Source organism: Nevskia sp., assembly GCF_021732705.1.
Taxonomy (GTDB): domain Bacteria; phylum Pseudomonadota; class Gammaproteobacteria; order Nevskiales; family Nevskiaceae; genus Nevskia.
Genome location: NZ_JAKFUM010000001.1, coordinates 54,743 through 71,125 on the forward strand (window position 1 = coordinate 54,743; position 16,383 = coordinate 71,125).

The 16,383-nt window shown below is 66.9% G+C and carries 15 protein-coding genes; 12 read left to right on the forward strand and 3 right to left on the reverse strand.

What is annotated here, in order from left to right; translation table 11 throughout:
• Positions 1–14 precede the first annotated feature (14 nt).
• On the reverse strand, positions 15–620 hold the full coding sequence (locus tag QZ951_RS00240) for a glutathione peroxidase (protein ID WP_292997310.1): 606 nt from the start codon (positions 618–620) through the stop codon (positions 15–17).
• Between the two features lie 192 nt (positions 621–812).
• Here QZ951_RS00240 and QZ951_RS00245 point away from each other — a divergent pair, with 192 nt between their 5' ends.
• The gene (locus QZ951_RS00245) at positions 813–1,457 is read left to right on the forward strand and encodes an RDD family protein (protein ID WP_292997312.1); all 645 of its coding nucleotides are present in this window, start codon (positions 813–815) and stop codon (positions 1,455–1,457) included.
• A gap of 586 nt (positions 1,458–2,043) precedes the next feature.
• Here QZ951_RS00245 and lptG read toward each other — a convergent pair.
• Positions 2,044–3,102, reverse strand: coding sequence for an LPS export ABC transporter permease LptG (gene lptG, locus QZ951_RS00250; protein WP_292997314.1), 1,059 nt, complete (start codon positions 3,100–3,102; stop codon positions 2,044–2,046).
• Positions 3,099–4,172 carry an LPS export ABC transporter permease LptF gene (gene lptF, locus QZ951_RS00255; RefSeq protein ID WP_292997316.1) on the reverse strand — a complete coding sequence of 358 codons (1,074 nt, stop codon included), beginning with the start codon at positions 4,170–4,172 and terminating at the stop codon, positions 3,099–3,101. Before lptF ends, lptG begins: the two co-directional genes overlap by 4 nt.
• A 423-nt stretch (positions 4,173–4,595) precedes the next feature.
• Between lptF and QZ951_RS00260 the strand changes: the two genes are divergently transcribed.
• The 11 genes from QZ951_RS00260 (at position 4,596) to QZ951_RS00310 (ending at position 16,329) form a co-directional block, all read left to right on the forward strand.
• Entirely contained in the window at positions 4,596–6,110 is a 1,515-nt protein-coding gene (locus tag QZ951_RS00260; RefSeq protein WP_292997318.1) for a leucyl aminopeptidase, read from the forward strand.
• Between the two features lie 342 nt (positions 6,111–6,452).
• Positions 6,453–6,797, forward strand: a complete 345-nt coding sequence (locus QZ951_RS00265) for a hypothetical protein (protein WP_292997320.1) — start codon at positions 6,453–6,455, stop codon at positions 6,795–6,797.
• Positions 6,725–7,459, forward strand: a complete 735-nt coding sequence (locus QZ951_RS00270; RefSeq protein ID WP_292997322.1) for a helix-turn-helix domain-containing protein — start codon at positions 6,725–6,727, stop codon at positions 7,457–7,459. The genes QZ951_RS00265 and QZ951_RS00270 overlap by 73 nt, the downstream gene beginning before the upstream one ends.
• A gap of 30 nt (positions 7,460–7,489) precedes the next feature.
• Positions 7,490–8,569 carry a DNA polymerase IV gene (gene dinB, locus QZ951_RS00275; RefSeq protein ID WP_366943756.1) on the forward strand — a complete coding sequence of 360 codons (1,080 nt, stop codon included), beginning with the start codon at positions 7,490–7,492 and terminating at the stop codon, positions 8,567–8,569.
• 163 nt (positions 8,570–8,732) lie between these two features.
• Positions 8,733–10,913: a M3 family metallopeptidase gene (locus tag QZ951_RS00280; protein ID WP_292997326.1), complete on the forward strand. Its 2,181-nt coding sequence runs from the start codon at positions 8,733–8,735 to the stop codon at positions 10,911–10,913.
• A 50-nt stretch (positions 10,914–10,963) separates the two neighbouring features.
• Entirely contained in the window at positions 10,964–11,845 is an 882-nt protein-coding gene (locus tag QZ951_RS00285; protein ID WP_292997328.1) for a hypothetical protein, read from the forward strand.
• Positions 11,842–12,675 carry an alpha/beta hydrolase gene (locus tag QZ951_RS00290; RefSeq protein WP_292997330.1) on the forward strand — a complete coding sequence of 278 codons (834 nt, stop codon included), beginning with the start codon at positions 11,842–11,844 and terminating at the stop codon, positions 12,673–12,675. Before QZ951_RS00285 ends, QZ951_RS00290 begins: the two co-directional genes overlap by 4 nt.
• Entirely contained in the window at positions 12,672–12,968 is a 297-nt protein-coding gene (locus QZ951_RS00295) for a hypothetical protein (protein WP_292997332.1), read from the forward strand. Before QZ951_RS00290 ends, QZ951_RS00295 begins: the two co-directional genes overlap by 4 nt.
• 87 nt (positions 12,969–13,055) lie before the next feature.
• Positions 13,056–13,640 (forward strand): NAD(P)H-dependent oxidoreductase, encoded by a 585-nt coding sequence (locus QZ951_RS00300; RefSeq protein WP_292997334.1) that lies wholly within the window; start codon positions 13,056–13,058, stop codon positions 13,638–13,640.
• A complete protein-coding gene (locus tag QZ951_RS00305; RefSeq protein WP_292997336.1) occupies positions 13,637–15,064 on the forward strand; it encodes a prolyl oligopeptidase family serine peptidase in 1,428 nt (475 codons plus the stop codon). Before QZ951_RS00300 ends, QZ951_RS00305 begins: the two co-directional genes overlap by 4 nt.
• 143 nt (positions 15,065–15,207) lie before the next feature.
• Positions 15,208–16,329, forward strand: a complete 1,122-nt coding sequence (locus tag QZ951_RS00310; protein WP_292997338.1) for a beta-ketoacyl-ACP synthase III — start codon at positions 15,208–15,210, stop codon at positions 16,327–16,329.
• The last annotated feature ends 54 nt before the right edge of the window (positions 16,330–16,383 follow it).

Sequence of the window (16,383 nt, forward strand, 5' to 3'; positions counted from 1 at the left end):
GCACTCGGCGTGCTTCAGCGAGAGGCGGTCGCCGACGGCGTTGCCGCCGCGGCCGAGCCCGGCTTCGCCAGTTCGGTCTTGATCGCATCGACCAGCTTGTCGCTGGTCGGCGTCACGCTGCTCGGGTAGTGCGCGAGGATCTTGCCGTCGCGGCCGATCAAATACTTGTTGAAGTTCCATTCCGGCGCCTTCTTGGTGGCCGCCTTCAGGTCCTTGTAGAACGGATTGGCATCGGCCCCATCAACCCGGGTCTTGCTGAACATCGGGAAGGTCACGCCGTAGTTCGCGGTGCAGAACTTGGCGATGCTTTCGTCGTCCGGCTTTTCCTGGTTGAACTGATCGCTCGGGAAGCCGAGCACGACCAGACCCTGATCCTTGTAGGTCTTGTACAGCTTCTCGATGCCTTCGAACTGCGGCGTGTAGCCACAGTGGCTGGCGGTGTTGACCACGAGGATGACCTTGCCGCCATAGGTCTTGCACAGGTTCTCGGTGCCGCCGAGCAGACGCTTCTCGTCGTGGTTCAGCGGGCTGGTGGCGCAGTCCAGCGCCGAGGCAGGCGTCGACAGCGCGGCGCCCAGCAGGGCCGAGGCGAACAGCAGGGTACGAGTGGCGTGGCGCATGACGAGAGTCTCCAGAGCTTGAACGAATACAATGCCGCGACGGGTGTGAGGTGGCCGGAATCGGTCCCGACGGCGCGGCGCACGTCCCGGTGGTCCGGGCGGCGAATGCCAACATCCTAGTCGCTCTTTCGCCGTCGCGGCTATTGCCATCGCGCGGATCGACGCCCTTTTCCTGAATCTCCACGAGTCCGCATGTCCGATTCCCTGTCGCAGCTCATTGTTCCCGCGCCGATCTGGCGTCGTTTCGCGGCATCGATCTACGACGGCCTGCTGCTGCTGGGCCTGTGGATGGTGACGCTGCTGCTGAGCCTGCCTCTGAACCGTCTGCTGGCACAGCCGCCGGGCGGGCCGCTGTCGCGGGCGCTGCTGTTCGTCGTCGGCCTCGGCTTCTTTGCCTGGTTCTGGACGCGTGGCGGGCAGACGCTGGGCATGCGGGCGTGGCGGCTGCAGGTGCGGCGTGAGCTGGGCGGTTCGTTGCGCCTGCCGATTGCCGCCGTGCGCTACACCGCGATGCTGATCTTCTGGGGCCTGGTGCTGACCCCGATTGCCGCGCGCCTGATCGGCCGGTCGGCATCGTTGTCCGAGCGCCTGCCGCATGCCGGCGCTGCGGCGACCGTCGCCGGCATCGTCGTGGTGCTGTCATTGATCGCGGCCCGGCTCGACGGCCGTCGACGACTGCCGCATGACTGGATCGCCGGCAGCGAAGTGGTGCATCTGCCGATGAATCCGTTTCCGGCGGAAAAGCCGGTTCGCGTGGCCAATCGCGAGCGCGTTTCCGATCAACCTGGCGATGCGCCCGAACCGGAATCACGGCGCCGCGGCAAGCGCCGGAAGTGATCGTGGCGCCCGGCACGTCGTGCCGACGGTGCCTTGTTTCGGCCATCGCCAATAAAAAACGCCGCTTCAGGCGAGCGGCGCAATGATGGTTGGAGTCGGTGCCGGAGGGATGTTCCGGTCGTTCTGCACGAGGCTACCCAGGGGATAGGTTGGCTTCGTGACAGCGTTATAGATTTCGCCGATTGCTCAGGTCAAGAGCGCCGTGGCCGTTCGCGGCCGGCTGCGTTGGCTCGTGGCCGGCGAGGGCAGGTTGTGATCGAACGCGCGATCAAAGCGTTTCGGTCAAAAAAAATGCCGCCTGAGCAGGCGGCAAGGAATACATCATCGGAGACACACGCCGGATTCGGGGGAAATCCGGCCAATCAGTACGGCGCCGCGATTGAAAGCTTGGGGATGTGCGTCGCGTCGTGTGATCTTTATAAAGATCGTGTGATTATCCGTCAAGCGAGTCGCGAAACCGGGACGACGAACGGTACAGTCGTTCATCGAAACGCGCACTGCCGCAGCAGGTTCGTCCGCGGTCTCGGCAGCGACGAAACAATGTGTATCTGACCCCGATTGTTGCCTCGGGCGAAGGGGAGATTGATCAGCGCGAGGCGCGCAGACGCCAGACCGCGATGATTGCCAGCGTCGCGGTGGGCAGACCGGCCGCGAGCGGTGCCGGCCACTGGTACAGGTCGCCGACGCTGACCGAGACCTTGTTCAGCACGTAGAACACGATGCCGACCATGACGCCGGCGAGCAGCCGCTGGCCGGCGCCGGCATCGCGCATCGTGCCGATCACGAACGGCACGGCGAACAGCATCATCACCATGATCGTCAGCGGCTCGACCAGCTTGCGCCACAGCCAGATCCGGTACTTGGTGGCGTCGAGCTTGTTGTCGTCGAGATAGCGCACGAGGTTGTACAGGCCGCGCACCGACAACACGTCGCCTTCGAGGATGAACAGCTTCAGCACGTTCGGCGTGATCGAACCGGTGATCTCGATCTGGTCCAGCGCGACGACCTTGGTGCCTTCGTCATGGAATTCGGTGCGCTTGATGCCGGTCATCAGCCAGTGGTCGCCGACATAGCGGGCATCCTCGACCGTCGATACCTGCACCAGCCGCCCATCCGGCCCGGTGCGGAACACGGTGACATCCTTCGCGTGGTCTTCGGCGATCAGCTGGCGGATGCGCAGCACATTGTCGGCATCGCGCAGCCACAGCGAGCGGTCCAGCGCATTGCGCACGCCGCGGGCATCGTCGCGCAGCGCGTTGGCCAGCCGTTCGCCGCTCGGCCCGAGCCAGTCGCCGAGGACGTAGCCGAAGCCGCCGAGCAGCGCGCCAGCCACCAGCGTCGCGCCGCCGATCCGCAGCATCGACACGCCGGACGCGCGCATCGCCGTCAGTTCGCTGCTGCGCGCCAGCGCGCCGATGCCGAGCAGCGCGCCGAGCAGCGCCACGATCGGCATCAGGATGTACAGGCTCGACGGCACCATCAGCAGGCTGTACTCAAGCACCTGCAGCACGCCGTACTGACCCTTGCCGGTCTCGCCGATGTCGGAGATGAACACGACCAGCGTGTAGATCGTCACCAGCGCCAGCGCCACCAGCCCGGTCAGCGCCAGCACCGTGCCGATGATGTAGCGATCGAGCCGGTTCATGCCACGCCCTGCTGGCGACGGCGGATCATCCACAGCGCCGCCGCGAGCACCAGCGCATGCGCCCACCACAGGCCGACGCCAGCCGGAATCTGGCCCTTGCCGATCCAGGCCTGACCGACGCCGAGCAGGTTGGCGTAGACCAGATAGACCAGGATCCCGAACACGATCTTGCTGTAGCGGCCCTGTCGCGGCTTCAGGTGCGACAGCGGCACCGCCAGCAGCGCCAGGATCAGCACCGACACCGGGGCGGCGATGCGGAAGTGCAGCTCGGCCTGATCCTGACGGTCGGCGCTGCCCCAGAGATTCGATGTCGGTGTCAGCTTGCGCTGGTTGTTGACGTAGCTGAACGGCGGCGGGGACACCCGCAGGCTCAGGCTGCGGAACTGCACCTGATCGTAGTTCGACGTGCCCGGCGTGCCGAAGTAGCGATAGCCCTGATCGAGCGTGATCACGCGCTCGCCGGTCGCCGGATCGATCACCTGCGTGCCGTGGTCGGAGACGACGACACTGGCGCCGGTCGATTCCTCGATCTGCGCGAACACGCGGCCGAGCTGGCTGCCGTCAGCGCTGATCGAGTCGGTGTAGAACACCGCCCGACCGCCGGACACGGTCTTGAACTGGCCGGCCTCGAACGGCGTGAACTGGATCAGGCGCTTCGCGTCCTTGACCAGAAAATCGGCCTGCCTGCCGGCCCACGGGCCGATCGAGAAGCTCAGCGCCGCGGTCAGCGCGGTCAGCGCCACGGCCAGCCCGAGAAACGGCCGATACAGCCGGCCCAGGCCGGAGCCGCCGGCGGTCATAGCGGCGATCTCGTTGTCGCTGTAGAGCCGTCCCAGCGACAGCATGATGCCGAGCAGCAGCGACACCGGGATCAGGATCACCAGATAGCGCAGGCTCGACAGCAGCGCGACGTTCAGCAGCAGCTCGCGCGGCAGCTCGCCCTTGGCGGCAACCCCGAGCACGCTCGCGAAACGGGTCGCGATCATGATCGAAAGCAGGATGAAAGTGACCGCGGCCCACGACGCCAGCACCTCGCGCAGCAGGTAGCGATCCAGGATCTGTCGATTCACGGGCAGGGAGTGAGGTGGGTATTCCGGTTAATCGCCCGGCAGGTTCGGCCATCCGGCAGCCCCGCGCGTTGCAGGCCGTCAGTGTGAAGGATTCTGGCGAGCGCTTGCATTCGACGTTGACGGCACTGGCCACCGGCATTGGATGAAGGACGTCGTCCCTGGCCGCGGTGGGCCTGACTAGTTGTCAAGGAACTGAGTCACATTCGATCACAGGCTAAAATGCTGGAAAGCTTTCAAGAATTCATTAGAATTCAGTGCTAGCAAGGCGTTTCGGCAAAAGCAGCGTATAAATCGAACTTGTCGGGCTTGAACCCAGTGCCATCTGCACGGGATAACCGATAAAAGCTACCGGCGCACACCCGAATTTCCAGCCGTGAATCATGGCTTGCACCAGAATCGATCATCAAAGACCTTAAAACCGACATGGAATATTTCGTAAAAAGCGGCAACCCGGAAAAGCAGCGTGTTGCCTGCGTCGTCGTCGGTGTTTTCGACCGCAGAAATCCTACCGAGGCGGCTGAAACCATCGACAAGGCCAGCGACGGCCTGGTCGGTAGCATCATGCGGCGCGGCGACATGGACGGCAAGCTCGGCCGATCGCTGATCCTGCACAACGTTCCGGGCGTGTTCTGCGACCGCGTGCTGCTGATGGGGCTGGGCAAGGAACGCGATTTCGATGAAGCGGCTTTCCGCAAGGTCAATGCCGCGGCCGCGCGCGCGCTGCGCAATACCGGCGCCATCGACGCCGTCAGCTATCTGTCGCATCTGCCGGTCAAGGGCCGCGATTTCCAGTGGAACGTGCTGCAGGCGGCCCTGGCGACCGAAGCCGAGTTCTACCGCTTCGACGAGATGAAGGGCGAGAAGTCGCGCGAGGAAATCGTGCCGCCGAAGCTGGAGCGGCTGACCTTCGACGTGCCGCGCCGCAGCGACCTGCCGGCCGGCGAGAAGGGCCTGCAGGAAGCGCAGGCGATCGCCAAGGGCGTGGCGCTGACCAAGCGTCTGGCCAACCTGCCGGGCAACATCTGCACGCCGACGTTCCTCGCCCAGTCGGCGATCGATCTCGGCAAGAAGTACGGTTTCACCACGAAGATTCTCGAAGAATCGGACATGGAAACGCTCGGCATGGGCGCGCTGCTGTCGGTGTCGAAGGGCAGCCGCCAGCCGGCCAAGCTGATCGTCATGGAATACCTGCGCGGCACGCCGGGCGAGGCGCCGATCGCTCTGGTCGGCAAGGGCCTGACCTTCGACGCCGGCGGCATCTCGATCAAGCCGGCCGCGAAGATGGACGAGATGAAGTTCGACATGTGCGGCGGCGCCAGCGTCATCGGCGCGTTCACCGCGATGGCCGAGCTGCAGTTGCCGATCAATGTCGTCGGCGTCATCGCCGCCAGCGAGAACCTCCCGGATGGCGCGGCCAGCAAGCCGGGCGACATCGTCACCAGCATGGCCGGCATCACCATCGAGGTGCTGAACACCGATGCCGAAGGCCGGCTGATCCTGTGCGACGCGCTGACCTACACCGAGCGCACCTACGAGCCGCGCCTGTGCATCGACATGGCGACCCTGACCGGCGCCTGCGTCGTCGCGCTCGGCTCGCATGCCTCGGGGCTGTTCTCGAACCAGTCCGGGCTGGCGCGGCAGCTGCTGGCGGCCGGCGAGCACATCGGCGATCGGGCGTGGGAACTGCCGATGTGGAACGAGTACGACGGCCAGATCAAGAGCGAATTCGCGGATATCGCGAACATCGCGACGGTTGGCGCGGGCGAGGCCGGGGCGATCATCGGCGCGATCTTCCTGCACCGGTTCACCAAGAAGATGAAGTGGGCGCATCTCGACATCGCCGGCACCGCCTGGCACGGCAAGACCGCCACCGGACGTCCGGTGCCGCTGCTGACGCAGTTCCTGATCAATCAGGTGGCCAAGCGCGGCGACGACTGATCGCCGCGGTCTGCGGCCCCCTTCGCCGTCTGCGGCCACGCGCCGCCATTCGCCGCCCGTCGATGCACTCGCCGGGCGGCGAATCGTTTCCGGCGTTGCCACGCTGACGGCGCGCTGCGCCTCCCATTCCCGTCGCGACGGGCAGAGCGATGGATGTCCGACTGCGATCGTCAACGACGCTCGACAGGCGGCGGCGCCCGGGCTGTCAATCGGCTTTGTCAAACCAGTGGCCGGAACAGCTACGACAGGGCAATATTCCGCCATTCGCACGCATGGGTTGTCACTTTGCCGGTGACAACGTGCCGCTGCGGACCATTTTCCTGACTCCCGCTTCGTGATCCGATGAAATCGCTCCGCATCGTCATTCTTGGCTTCGAAAACGCGCTGCCGTCCGGCATCAGCGGCTATGTCGACCTGTTCGTGCTCGCCGGCATGGCGTTCCGGCGCAGCCCGATGTCGGCGTCGCTGCCGTCGTTCGAGATCATTGTCGCGACCCCGAACGGCCAGCCGTTCAGTGACGGCCACGGCCGCAAGGTCAAGCCGGACAGGGCTTGCGAGGACATCGACCACGCCGACGCCGTGCTGATCGCCGGCTTCTTCCCGAACGAGCGCGCATGCCGCCGGACGACGAAGCTTTCGCCGGCGTGGCCGGCTGGCTGCGCGATCGCCATGCCGGTGGCGCGATGATCTGCGGCTCCTGCTGCGGGCCGTTCGTGATCGGTGTGGCCGGGCTGCTCGATGGCCGCCGCTGCACCACGACCTGGTGGCTGCACGACGAGATGCGGCGCCGCTTCCCGCGGGCCGACGCCGCCTGGGGGGCCTCGATGATCGAGGATGGCCGCATCGTCACCGCCGGCGGCCCGCTGTCGTGGGCCGACCTGTCGCTGCACGTGATCCGCACGCTGGTCGGGCCGGATGCGGCCCGGCTGGCGGCCGATTTCGCGGTGATCGACACCACGCCGATGTCGCAGTCGGTCTACGTGCCGCCGGCCCACCTCGCGGCCAGCGATCCGTTCCTGGTCACCGCCGAGCAGGCCGTGCGCTCGGCGCGCGGGGCCTCGCTGAGCGCTGCCCAGCTGGCCAAGAAGCTGTCGACCTCCGAGCGCACCCTGCATCGGCGCCTGACCCGGGCGACCGGCGAGGCGCCGCGCGCGTTCATCGAGCGCATCCGCTTCGAGACGGCGCGCACCTTGCTCGACACGGCGCCGAACGCGATCAAGCAGATCGCGCTGGAATCCGGCTATCGCGATGAAGGCAGCTTCCGGCGCGCGTTCCGTCGACATGCCGGGATGACGCCAAGCGCGTACCGCGAATGGTCCAGCCAGCGCCGCGGCACGGCCAAGGCCTGAGCCGAGGCAAGGCCGGGCGCGATGGCCGCGCTGCGCAAGATCGTCCATGTCGACATGGACGCGTTCTACGCTTCGGTCGAGCAGCGCGATGATCCGAGCCTGCGCGGCCGGCCGGTGGTGGTGGCCTGGAAGGGCGCGCGCTCCGTCGTCTGCGCCGCCTCGTACGAGGCACGGACCTTCGGCATCCGCTCGGCGATGCCGGCGCTGCGCGCCGAGCGCCTGTGTCCAGACGCCGTGTTCGTGCCTCCGGATTTCGTCCGCTACCGCGCGGTCTCGCGGGCCACGCGCGAGATCTTCGCCCGGCACACGGCGCTGATCGAGCCGCTGTCGCTCGACGAGGCCTATCTCGACGTCACCGAGAACCTCAGCGGCAGCCCGAGCGCGACGGCCGTGGCAAGCGCGATTCGCGACGCGATCCGCAACGAGCTGAACCTGACCGCGTCGGCCGGCATCGCACCGAACAAGTTCCTGGCCAAGATCGCGTCCGACTGGCGCAAGCCGGACGGCCAGTTCGTGGTCCGGCCGGAACAGGTCGATGCCTTCCTCGCGCCGCTGCCGGTCGCGAAGATTCCCGGCGTCGGCAAGGTCATGAACGGCAAGCTCGCGGAACTCGGTGTGGTCACCGTGGCCGACCTGCGGGCGCTGGAACTGCCGGCGCTCGAGGCACGCTTCGGCCGCTATGGCCGGCGCCTGTTCGAACTGGCGCGCGGCATCGACGATCATCCGGTGGTGCCCGACCGGCCGGTGATGTCGGTCTCCGCCGAAGACACGTTCCGCGACGACGTGCTGCTGGCCGATACCGAACCGATGATCCGCAGCCTCGCCGAAAAGACCTGGGCGGCGTCGATGAAGACGCCGCGCATCGCCCGCACCGTGGTGCTGAAGCTCAAGACCCGCGAGTTCCGCATCCTGACCCGCAGCCACACGCCGGCCCGGCCGCCGGCCAGCGTCGCGGAGCTGACCGAGATCGCGCTGAGCCTGCGCGATCGGGTGACGGACGACCCGGCGACGCGCTACCGGCTGGTCGGCGTCGGCCTGTCGAACTTCGACGAGTCCGCGTCCGGCGTTGCCAGCCCGGTACAGCCCGACCTGTTCGTCGGCGCGACCTGACAGTCGACACGCTGCCGCCGGAACGGCCGCGAATTCGGCGGCGGGGCCGCAGCAAAAGCATCAATCCTGCGGTCATACTGCGGGCTGACCCCTGTCGCGACGCCCCGCCTGCCGATGCCGGCGCGCGGCATTGCCATCGCCTATCGAATCTCATCCGCCGCCCATGAAAAACCGTCGTCTGCTGCCGGTCGTCACCAGTCTGCTGATCGCGGCCAGCGTGCCGCTGGCCCATGCCGAAGCGCTGGACCCTGCCAATCCGCTGGCCCGCCCGAGCACGCTGCCGCTGCAATATCCACCGTTCGACCAGATTCGCAACGAGCATTTCCAGCCGGCGATCGAAGCCGGCATGGCCGAACAGCTGGTCGAGATCGACGCGATCACGGCGAACCCGGACGCGCCGAGCTTCGGCAACACGGTGCTGGCGCTGGAGCAGTCCGGCGATCTGTTCGAACGTGCGCTGACCGTGTTCTCGAACCTGAACGCGACCAACACCAACCCGGAGATGCAGAAGATCCAGCAGGCGATCGCGCCGAAGCTGGCCGCGCATCGAGACGCCATCTTCCTGAATCCCAAGCTGTTCGCGCGGGTGAAGGCGGTGGCCGAGTCGCCGGCGGCGAAAGTGCTCGATGGCGAATCGGCGCAGCTTCTGGCGCGCACGCTGGCGCAGTTCACGCGCGCCGGCGCCGGGCTCGACGAGGCACAGAAGACGCGGCTGCGCGAGCTCAACGGGCAGCTGTCGAAGCTGACCACCCAGTTCCAGCAGAACGTGCGCGCCTCGACCAAGGACGGCGCGGTCGTGGTCAACGATGCGACCGAGCTGGCCGGCTTCTCCGGCTCCCAGATCGCGGCTGCGGCGGAAGCCGCGAAGACCCGCGGGCTCGACGGCAAGTACCTGATCACCTTGCAGAACACGACCCTGCAGCCGGGCCTGCAGCAGCTCAAGAACCGGGCGCTGCGCGAGCGGCTCTATCGCGCCTCGGTCGCCCGCAGCACGTCCGGTCCGAACGACAACCGGCCGGTGGTGGCGGAGATCGTCAAGCTGCGCGCCGAGCGCGCGAAACTGCTCGGCTATCCGAATCACGCCGCGTGGGTGCTGGAAGACGAGACCGCCGGCTCGGTCGAGGCGGTCAATCGCATGCTGGCCGAACTGGCGCCGGCGGCCACGGCCAACGCCGCACGCGAGGCGGCCGAAATCCAGAAGCTGATCGACACCCAGGAAAAGGCTGCCGGCCGCAAGCCATTCAAGCTGGCGCCGTGGGACTGGCCGTTCTATGCCGAACAGGTTCGCGCCGCGACCTACGACTTCAGCGATGACGACGTGCGGCCGTATTTCGAGATCACCAACGTGCTCGAAAAGGGGGTCTTCTTCGCTGCCGAAAAACTGTACGGCATCACCTTCAAGCGCCGCACCGACCTGCCGCTGTACCACCCGGATACCCGGGTCTACGACGTGTTCGACCGTGACGGCACGCAGCTCGGCCTGTTCACCGCCGACAACTACGCCCGCGATTCCAAGCAGGGCGGGGCGTGGATGAATTCCTATGTCGTCCAGTCGAGCCTGACCGGCCTGAAGCCGGTCGTCGCCAATCATCTGAACGTGCCGAAGCCGAGCGGCGACCAGCCGACCCTGCTGAGCTTCGACGAAGTGACGACGATATTCCACGAGTTCGGCCATGCCGCGCATGGCCTGTTCGCGAATGCGAAGTATCCGTCGCTGTCCGGCACTGCCGTGCCGCGCGATTTCGTCGAGTACCCGAGCCAGTACAACGAGATGTGGGGCCGTGATCCGGCGGTGCTGGCGAACTTCGCTCGCCACTACCAGACCGGCCAGCCGCTGCCGCAGGCGCTGCTCGACAAGGTGCTGGCTGCCGCGCGCTTCAATCAGGGCTTCAAGACCACCGAGTATCTGGCGTCCGCGATCCTCGATCAGCGCTGGCACCAGCTCGAGGCCGGCAAGACGCCGGACGCCGACGGCGTGCTGGCGTTCGAAGCGGCAGCGCTGAAATCGGCCGGCGTGGCGCTGCCGACGGTCGATCCGCGCTACCACACGCAGTATTTCTCGCACGTGTTTTCCGGCGGCTACGCGGCCGGCTACTACGCCTACATCTGGAGCGACGTGCTGGCCCGCGATACCGAAAGCTGGATGAAGCGCCACGGCGGGCTGGACCGCGCCAATGGCGATTTCCTGCGCGCCAAGGTGCTGAGCCGTGGCCGCAGCGCCGATGTGCTGACGCTGTTCCGCGCGTTCTACGGAACCGAGCCGGACATCGCGCCGCTGCTCGAGCATCGCGGCCTCGAACTGCCGAAGGCGAAGCCGGCCAAGGCCGCCGCCACGTCGCGATAGGCGCCGAAGGATTTCCGTTACATCACGAGAACGAGCTGGAGGAGATCACGATGAACCGACTCACGACGTCGCACCTTGCGACGAGGTTGCTGCACGCTGCGCTGCCGCTGATGCTGGCGGTGGGGCTGTCCGGCCCGGCCGCTGCGGCCGACAAGATCAGCGAGAAGACGGCCGCGGCGCTGGTGCAGGAATCCGGCCTGGGGGATCAGCTGCCGACGATACCGGCAGGAATCGAGGCCGGACTCAATGTCAAGCCGGAAGCGGCGGCCCAGCTCACCGAGGCCCAGCTCGAAACGCTGCGCGGCATTCTGGCGGAGTCGTATTCGCCGGCGAAGCTGACGGCGAGCCTGATCACCGAGCTGCCGGCGCTGATTGGCCCGGTGGCGGCGAAGGATGCACTGGCCTGGCTGCAGTCCGACGTCGGCAAGAAGATCACCGCGCTGGAAGACGCGGCGGCGAAGACCGCGGGCGACAGCGAGGTGTTCGCCGAAGCGCAGAAGCTGTTCGAACGCCTGCCGCCGCGCCGCGTCGATCGCTACGTGCGGCTGATCCAGGCAACGCATGTGGCTGATGGCTCCGCCAATCTGATCATCAACGTCACGCTCGGCACCATCGTCGGCGCTGCGGCGGCCGGAGCGCCCGGCAAGCCGCTGCCGAATCTCGACGAGGTGCGCAAGCAGCTCAACGAGAACCGGCCGCAGATGATCGAGTCGATCAACTCGCAGTTCCTCGTGCTGTTCGGCTCGGCCTATCAGGGGCTGCCGGAAAACGAACTGGATCAGTACCTGGCGTTTTCCGAATCGAAGAGCGGCATCGAGTACTCGAAGGCGATGATCGCCGCGCTCGACAAGGCGATGACGCGCTCGGCGGTCGAATCCGGTCGCGAAATCCAGCTACGCATGGCCACCGCCAAGCCCAAGTCCGACGCATGAGCGACCTGCGGCAGACGCACACGGTGACCGGGTCCGATGGCACTGCCATCGGCTGGGTGCAGCGCGGGCAGGGGCCGGTGATGGTGCTGGTGCACGGTGCCACGGCCGACCACACGCGCTGGGCCACGGTCGAAGCGCAGCTGGCCGCGCGATTCACCTTGGTGATGATGGATCGGCGCGGACGCGGCCTCAGCGCCGCCGAAGCGCCCGGCCCGTACGACATCGAACGCGAAGCGGCCGACGTGCGCGCCGTGATCGCGGCCGCCGCCAGACTGCAGGGCGGTGCGCCGATTTACCTGTTCGGGCATTCCTACGGCGGCCTGTGCGTGCTCGATGCCGTGGCCGGCGATGCGGGCACCGCGGCGAAGGTTGCGAAGCTGCTGGTCTACGAACCGGCGTTCGCCACGCCGGGCTATCCGGTGATCGGCCCGGAGGCGCTGAAAACGCTGGTCGAGCGGGTCGATGCCGGCGATGCCGACGCCGCGCTCGACTACTTCTTCGTCACCATCATCGGGGTCGACCCGGCGGTGGTCGCGGCGATGAAGCAGATGCCGGGCTGGGACCAGCGCCGCGCCGCCGTGCACACGCTGGCTCGCGAAGGCGCGGCGGCCAATGTCTGGAAACCGGCGCGAATCGCGGCCTTGCCGATGCCGCTGCGCATCCTCGTCGGCGAAATCAGCCCGGCGTGGCTGCGCGCCGCCTCGTTTGCAGCGCACAATGCTGCACCGCACAGCACGATCGTCGAACTGCCCGGGCAGGCCCACGGCGCGATGGATTCGGCGCCGCGGCTGTTCATCGATGAAGTTGCCCGTTTCTGGACCGAAGAATGAGATACCTGCTGATCGTCGACCTGACCCTGGCTGCACTCGGCGCCGCGTTCACCATTGCCGTCGGCTTCGTCGCCCTGGTGTTCGTCGTCTATCGCGACACCTCGGCCAAGATGGCCGCCGGCCTGCCGAGCGTGCTGACCCTGACCGCCTGCTTCGTCGCGCTGACCGTACTGGCGGGCGTGGCCGGCTGGCTGCTGCGTGCGAAAAAGCCGAGCCACTGGGCGGCACAGGCCGTGCTTGCCCTGAGCCTGCCGGTGCTCTGGCAGATCGTCTACGCCAACCTGCGCGGCTGATCCTTGAGCCGCCCGGCCGCGGTCCGCGGTCGATCCTTTTGCGCAAGTCACTGAACTTGCGAACGAATTTCTCTCGAAACCCCCGTCATGACGATCAAGATCCTCGCTTTGTCCGGCAGCCAGCGTGCTGCTTCCGTGAACGCCCTGCTGGTGCGTGCCGCTGCCAACGGCGCTGCCGCAAGCGGCGCCACGATCACCACGCTGAACTGGGCCGACTACGCGATGCCGCTGTACGACCCGGATGTCGAGAAGGCCGAAGGCATTCCCGACGCCGTGCTGCGCTTCAAGGAACTGCTGAAATCGCATCACGGCTTTCTGATCGCGTCGCCGGAATACAACGGCTCGCTGACACCGATCCTGAAGAACGCGATCGACTGGGCCACACGTCCAGTCGCGGGTGAAGCCTCGATGGCCTGCTTCAAGCACAAGGTGATCGGCCTGCTGTCGACGTCGCCGGGCGTGTTCGGCGGCGTCACCGGTCTCGTGCATCTGCGCGCGATCCTGAGCCGGCTCGGGGCTTTCGTGCTGCCGGAGCAGTACCCGGTGGGCGAGGCCGGCAAGCTGTTCGACGAGAACGGCGACCTGCGGGATCCGAAACAGAAGGCGATTGCCGAATCGATCGGCGCCCGTGCCGCCACGGTGCTGAAGCACTGGCCGGACGCCCACGCGTGAGCGGCGGCGGTCTGGGCCTGACCCCGCCGAAGCCCCGGGACTGGTCGAGCCTGATCCCGATCGCGGCGGGCTTGGTCTGGCTCGCCACCGGCAGCGGGCTGGCCTGGGTTCTGATCGCGCTGGTGCCGGGCTGCCTGCTGATCGCGACCGGCGTCTCGGCGCTGCTGTGGCCGGGCGAAAGCCGCATCACGAACTATCAGGCGCTGGCCTCGGCCCTCGGATTGCTGCTGGCGCTGCCGGCGGTGCTGTTCCTGTCGATGCTCGGCGGCGTGCTGGCCGTGGCGATGTCGCTGGCGGCGTTCATCCATGCCGGGCGCACCGCGCTCCTGCTGGCGGAGCCTGCGGTCGGTGCGCCGGAGCCGCCGGCCGATTTCCGCACCTGGGCCAAGGCCGCGCTCGACGAAGCGTTGATCGGTTACTTCCTCAGCCTGGCCAAGCTGCCGTCCGGTGCCGAAGCCGAAAAGCTGACCCGCGATGCCGCCGTGATGGAAGCCGTGCTGGTGCAGCGCGGCTGGCTCGACGACCCGGCCTCTTTTCATGGACGGCCGACGGCGCCGGACGATGCCCGCGTCAAGCCGGCCCGATTTCGCGATTTCGACTACCAGCGACTGCGCTTCACCAGCGGTTTCCAGCCGCATCCGGAAGTGCCGGGCGCCGCGTTGTGGGCCAGCTACGTGCCGAACCGCGAGTGCGTGGCCAGCGTCTTCCGCCAGCCGACCGGTGGCCGACCATGGCTGCTGTGCATCCACGGCTACCGCATGGGCACGAAGTACTTCGATCTGCGGCTGTTCGCGCCGCACATCCTGCATCGCCGCCTCGGCCTGAACGTGGTGATGCCGACCTTGCCGCTGCACGGTCCGCGCCGCATCGGCCGTCAGAGCGGCGATCAGTATCTCGATGGCGATCCGCTCGACCTGCTGCACGCGCAGACGCAGGCGCTGTGGGACCTGCGCCGCACCATCGCGTGGATCCGCGCGCAGGAGCCGGACGCGCGCATCGGCGTGCTCGGCTACAGCCTCGGCGGTTACAACGCGGCCCTGCTCGCAACCCACGAGCCGGGGCTGGATTTCGTCATTTCCGGCATTCCGGTGACCGATTTCGCCACGGTGCTCTGGCAGCACGTGCCGATTCCGCTGCGTCGCTACTTTGAATCCGAGGGACTGACGCGCGAGCGCTACCAGAAGCTGCTGCACGTGGTGTCGCCGCTGGCGCTGCCGCCGAAGCTGCCGGCCGAACGCCTGCACCTGTTCGCCGGCAGTGCCGATCGCGTCGTGCCGCCGGTGCAGCCGCTGAAGCTGTCGACGCACTGGCAGCGGCCGGTGCACTGGTTTCCCGGCGCTCACCTGACATTCCGCGGCGAGCGCGCCGTGGTGCGCTGCATCGACGATGCGATGACCGGTGCCGGCTGGAAGCAGCCGTCCTGAACGAAAAAAGCCGCGCATGCCGCGGCGAAACGCCGGAAAGCGCGCCGGAAAAGTCTCCCTGACCGCGCCGTCAGCGAATCGAACAAGCGTTAAACTGCGCGCCCGAGAAGCACGCTTGGCACGCCCGGAGGGGCAGCGAGTCGATGAAGAAAGTCTGTATCAGCGGCAGCGGCCTGTTCACGCCGGCCGAGTCGGTGTCCAACGACGAACTCGTCGTCGCGTTCAATACCTATGTCGAGTCGTTCAACGCCGAGCACGCCGAGGCGATCGCCGCCGGTACCGTAACCGCGCTGGCGCCGTCGTCGAGCGAGTTCATCGTCAAGGCCTCCGGCATCAAGGCGCGCTACACGGTCGACAAGGCCGGCGTCATCGATCCGGCGATCATGCATCCGCAGATCCGGGTGTGCGCCAACGACGAGCCGTCGCTGATGGTCGAGATGGGCCTCGTCGCCGCGAAGCAGGCGCTGCTGAACGCCGGGCGCTCGGCGTCGGATGTCGATGCCGTGCTGGTCGCGTGCTCGAACATGCAGCGGCCGTATCCGGCCATGGCCGTGGAACTGCAGCACTTCCTCGGCGCCGGCGGTTACGGCTACGACATGAACGTGGCCTGCGCCTCGGCGGCGTTCGGCGTGCAGACGGCGGTGGATGCCGTCAGCCGCGGCTCGGCCCGCGCTGCGCTCGTGGTCAGCCCGGAAATCTGCACGGGCCATCTGAATTTCCGCAATCGCGACTGCCACTTCATCTTCGGCGATGCCGCCACCGCGCTGCTGGTCGAGCCGCTCGAAACGGCGACCGGCGATCATCGCTTCGAGGTGCTCGGCACGCGGCTGCAGACGCAGTTCTCGAACAATATCCGCAACAACTTCGGCTTCCTGAACCGTTCGGAAGCGCCGCAGCGCCCGTGGAACGACGTGCTGTTCGCGCAGGAAGGCCGCAAGGTGTTCAAGGAAGTGGTGCCGATGGTGTCGGAACTGCTGGTGTCGCATCTGACCGATCTCGGCATCGAGCCGAACTCGGTCAAGCGCTTCTGGCTGCATCAGGCCAATCTCAGCATGAACCAACTGATCGCGAAGAAGGTGCTGGGCCGCGAGCCGAGCATCGAGGAAGCGCCGATCATCCTCGACGAATACGCGAACACCTCGTCGGCCGGTTCGGTGATCGCGTTCCACAAGTATCACGATGACCTGAAGCCTGGTGATGTCGGCGTGCTGTGCGCGTTCGGCGCCGGGTATTCGGCCGGCAGCGTCGTCGTTCGCAAGCTCTGAAGCCCCGGTTTTCGCTCAGGAAATCGTCCGTTGTAAAACGCTTGTCATATATTG

Excerpts from the sequence above, each read along its gene's own strand:
- QZ951_RS00295 (WP_292997332.1), top strand. The coding sequence starts at position 12,672 with ATGAGATACCTGCTGATCGTCGACCTGACCCTGGCTGCACTCGGCGCC.
- QZ951_RS00310 (WP_292997338.1), top strand. The coding sequence starts at position 15,208 with ATGAAGAAAGTCTGTATCAGCGGCAGCGGCCTGTTCACGCCGGCCGAG.
- lptG (WP_292997314.1), bottom strand. The coding sequence starts at position 3,102 with ATGAACCGGCTCGATCGCTACATCATCGGCACGGTGCTGGCGCTGACC.
- QZ951_RS00260 (WP_292997318.1), top strand. The coding sequence starts at position 4,596 with ATGGAATATTTCGTAAAAAGCGGCAACCCGGAAAAGCAGCGTGTTGCC.
- QZ951_RS00280 (WP_292997326.1), top strand. The coding sequence starts at position 8,733 with ATGAAAAACCGTCGTCTGCTGCCGGTCGTCACCAGTCTGCTGATCGCG.
- QZ951_RS00300 (WP_292997334.1), top strand. The coding sequence starts at position 13,056 with ATGACGATCAAGATCCTCGCTTTGTCCGGCAGCCAGCGTGCTGCTTCC.
- QZ951_RS00290 (WP_292997330.1), top strand. The coding sequence starts at position 11,842 with ATGAGCGACCTGCGGCAGACGCACACGGTGACCGGGTCCGATGGCACT.
- QZ951_RS00265 (WP_292997320.1), top strand. The coding sequence starts at position 6,453 with ATGAAATCGCTCCGCATCGTCATTCTTGGCTTCGAAAACGCGCTGCCG.
- QZ951_RS00240 (WP_292997310.1), bottom strand. The coding sequence starts at position 620 with ATGCGCCACGCCACTCGTACCCTGCTGTTCGCCTCGGCCCTGCTGGGC.
- QZ951_RS00285 (WP_292997328.1), top strand. The coding sequence starts at position 10,964 with ATGAACCGACTCACGACGTCGCACCTTGCGACGAGGTTGCTGCACGCT.
- QZ951_RS00270 (WP_292997322.1), top strand. The coding sequence starts at position 6,725 with ATGCCGCCGGACGACGAAGCTTTCGCCGGCGTGGCCGGCTGGCTGCGC.
- QZ951_RS00245 (WP_292997312.1), top strand. The coding sequence starts at position 813 with ATGTCCGATTCCCTGTCGCAGCTCATTGTTCCCGCGCCGATCTGGCGT.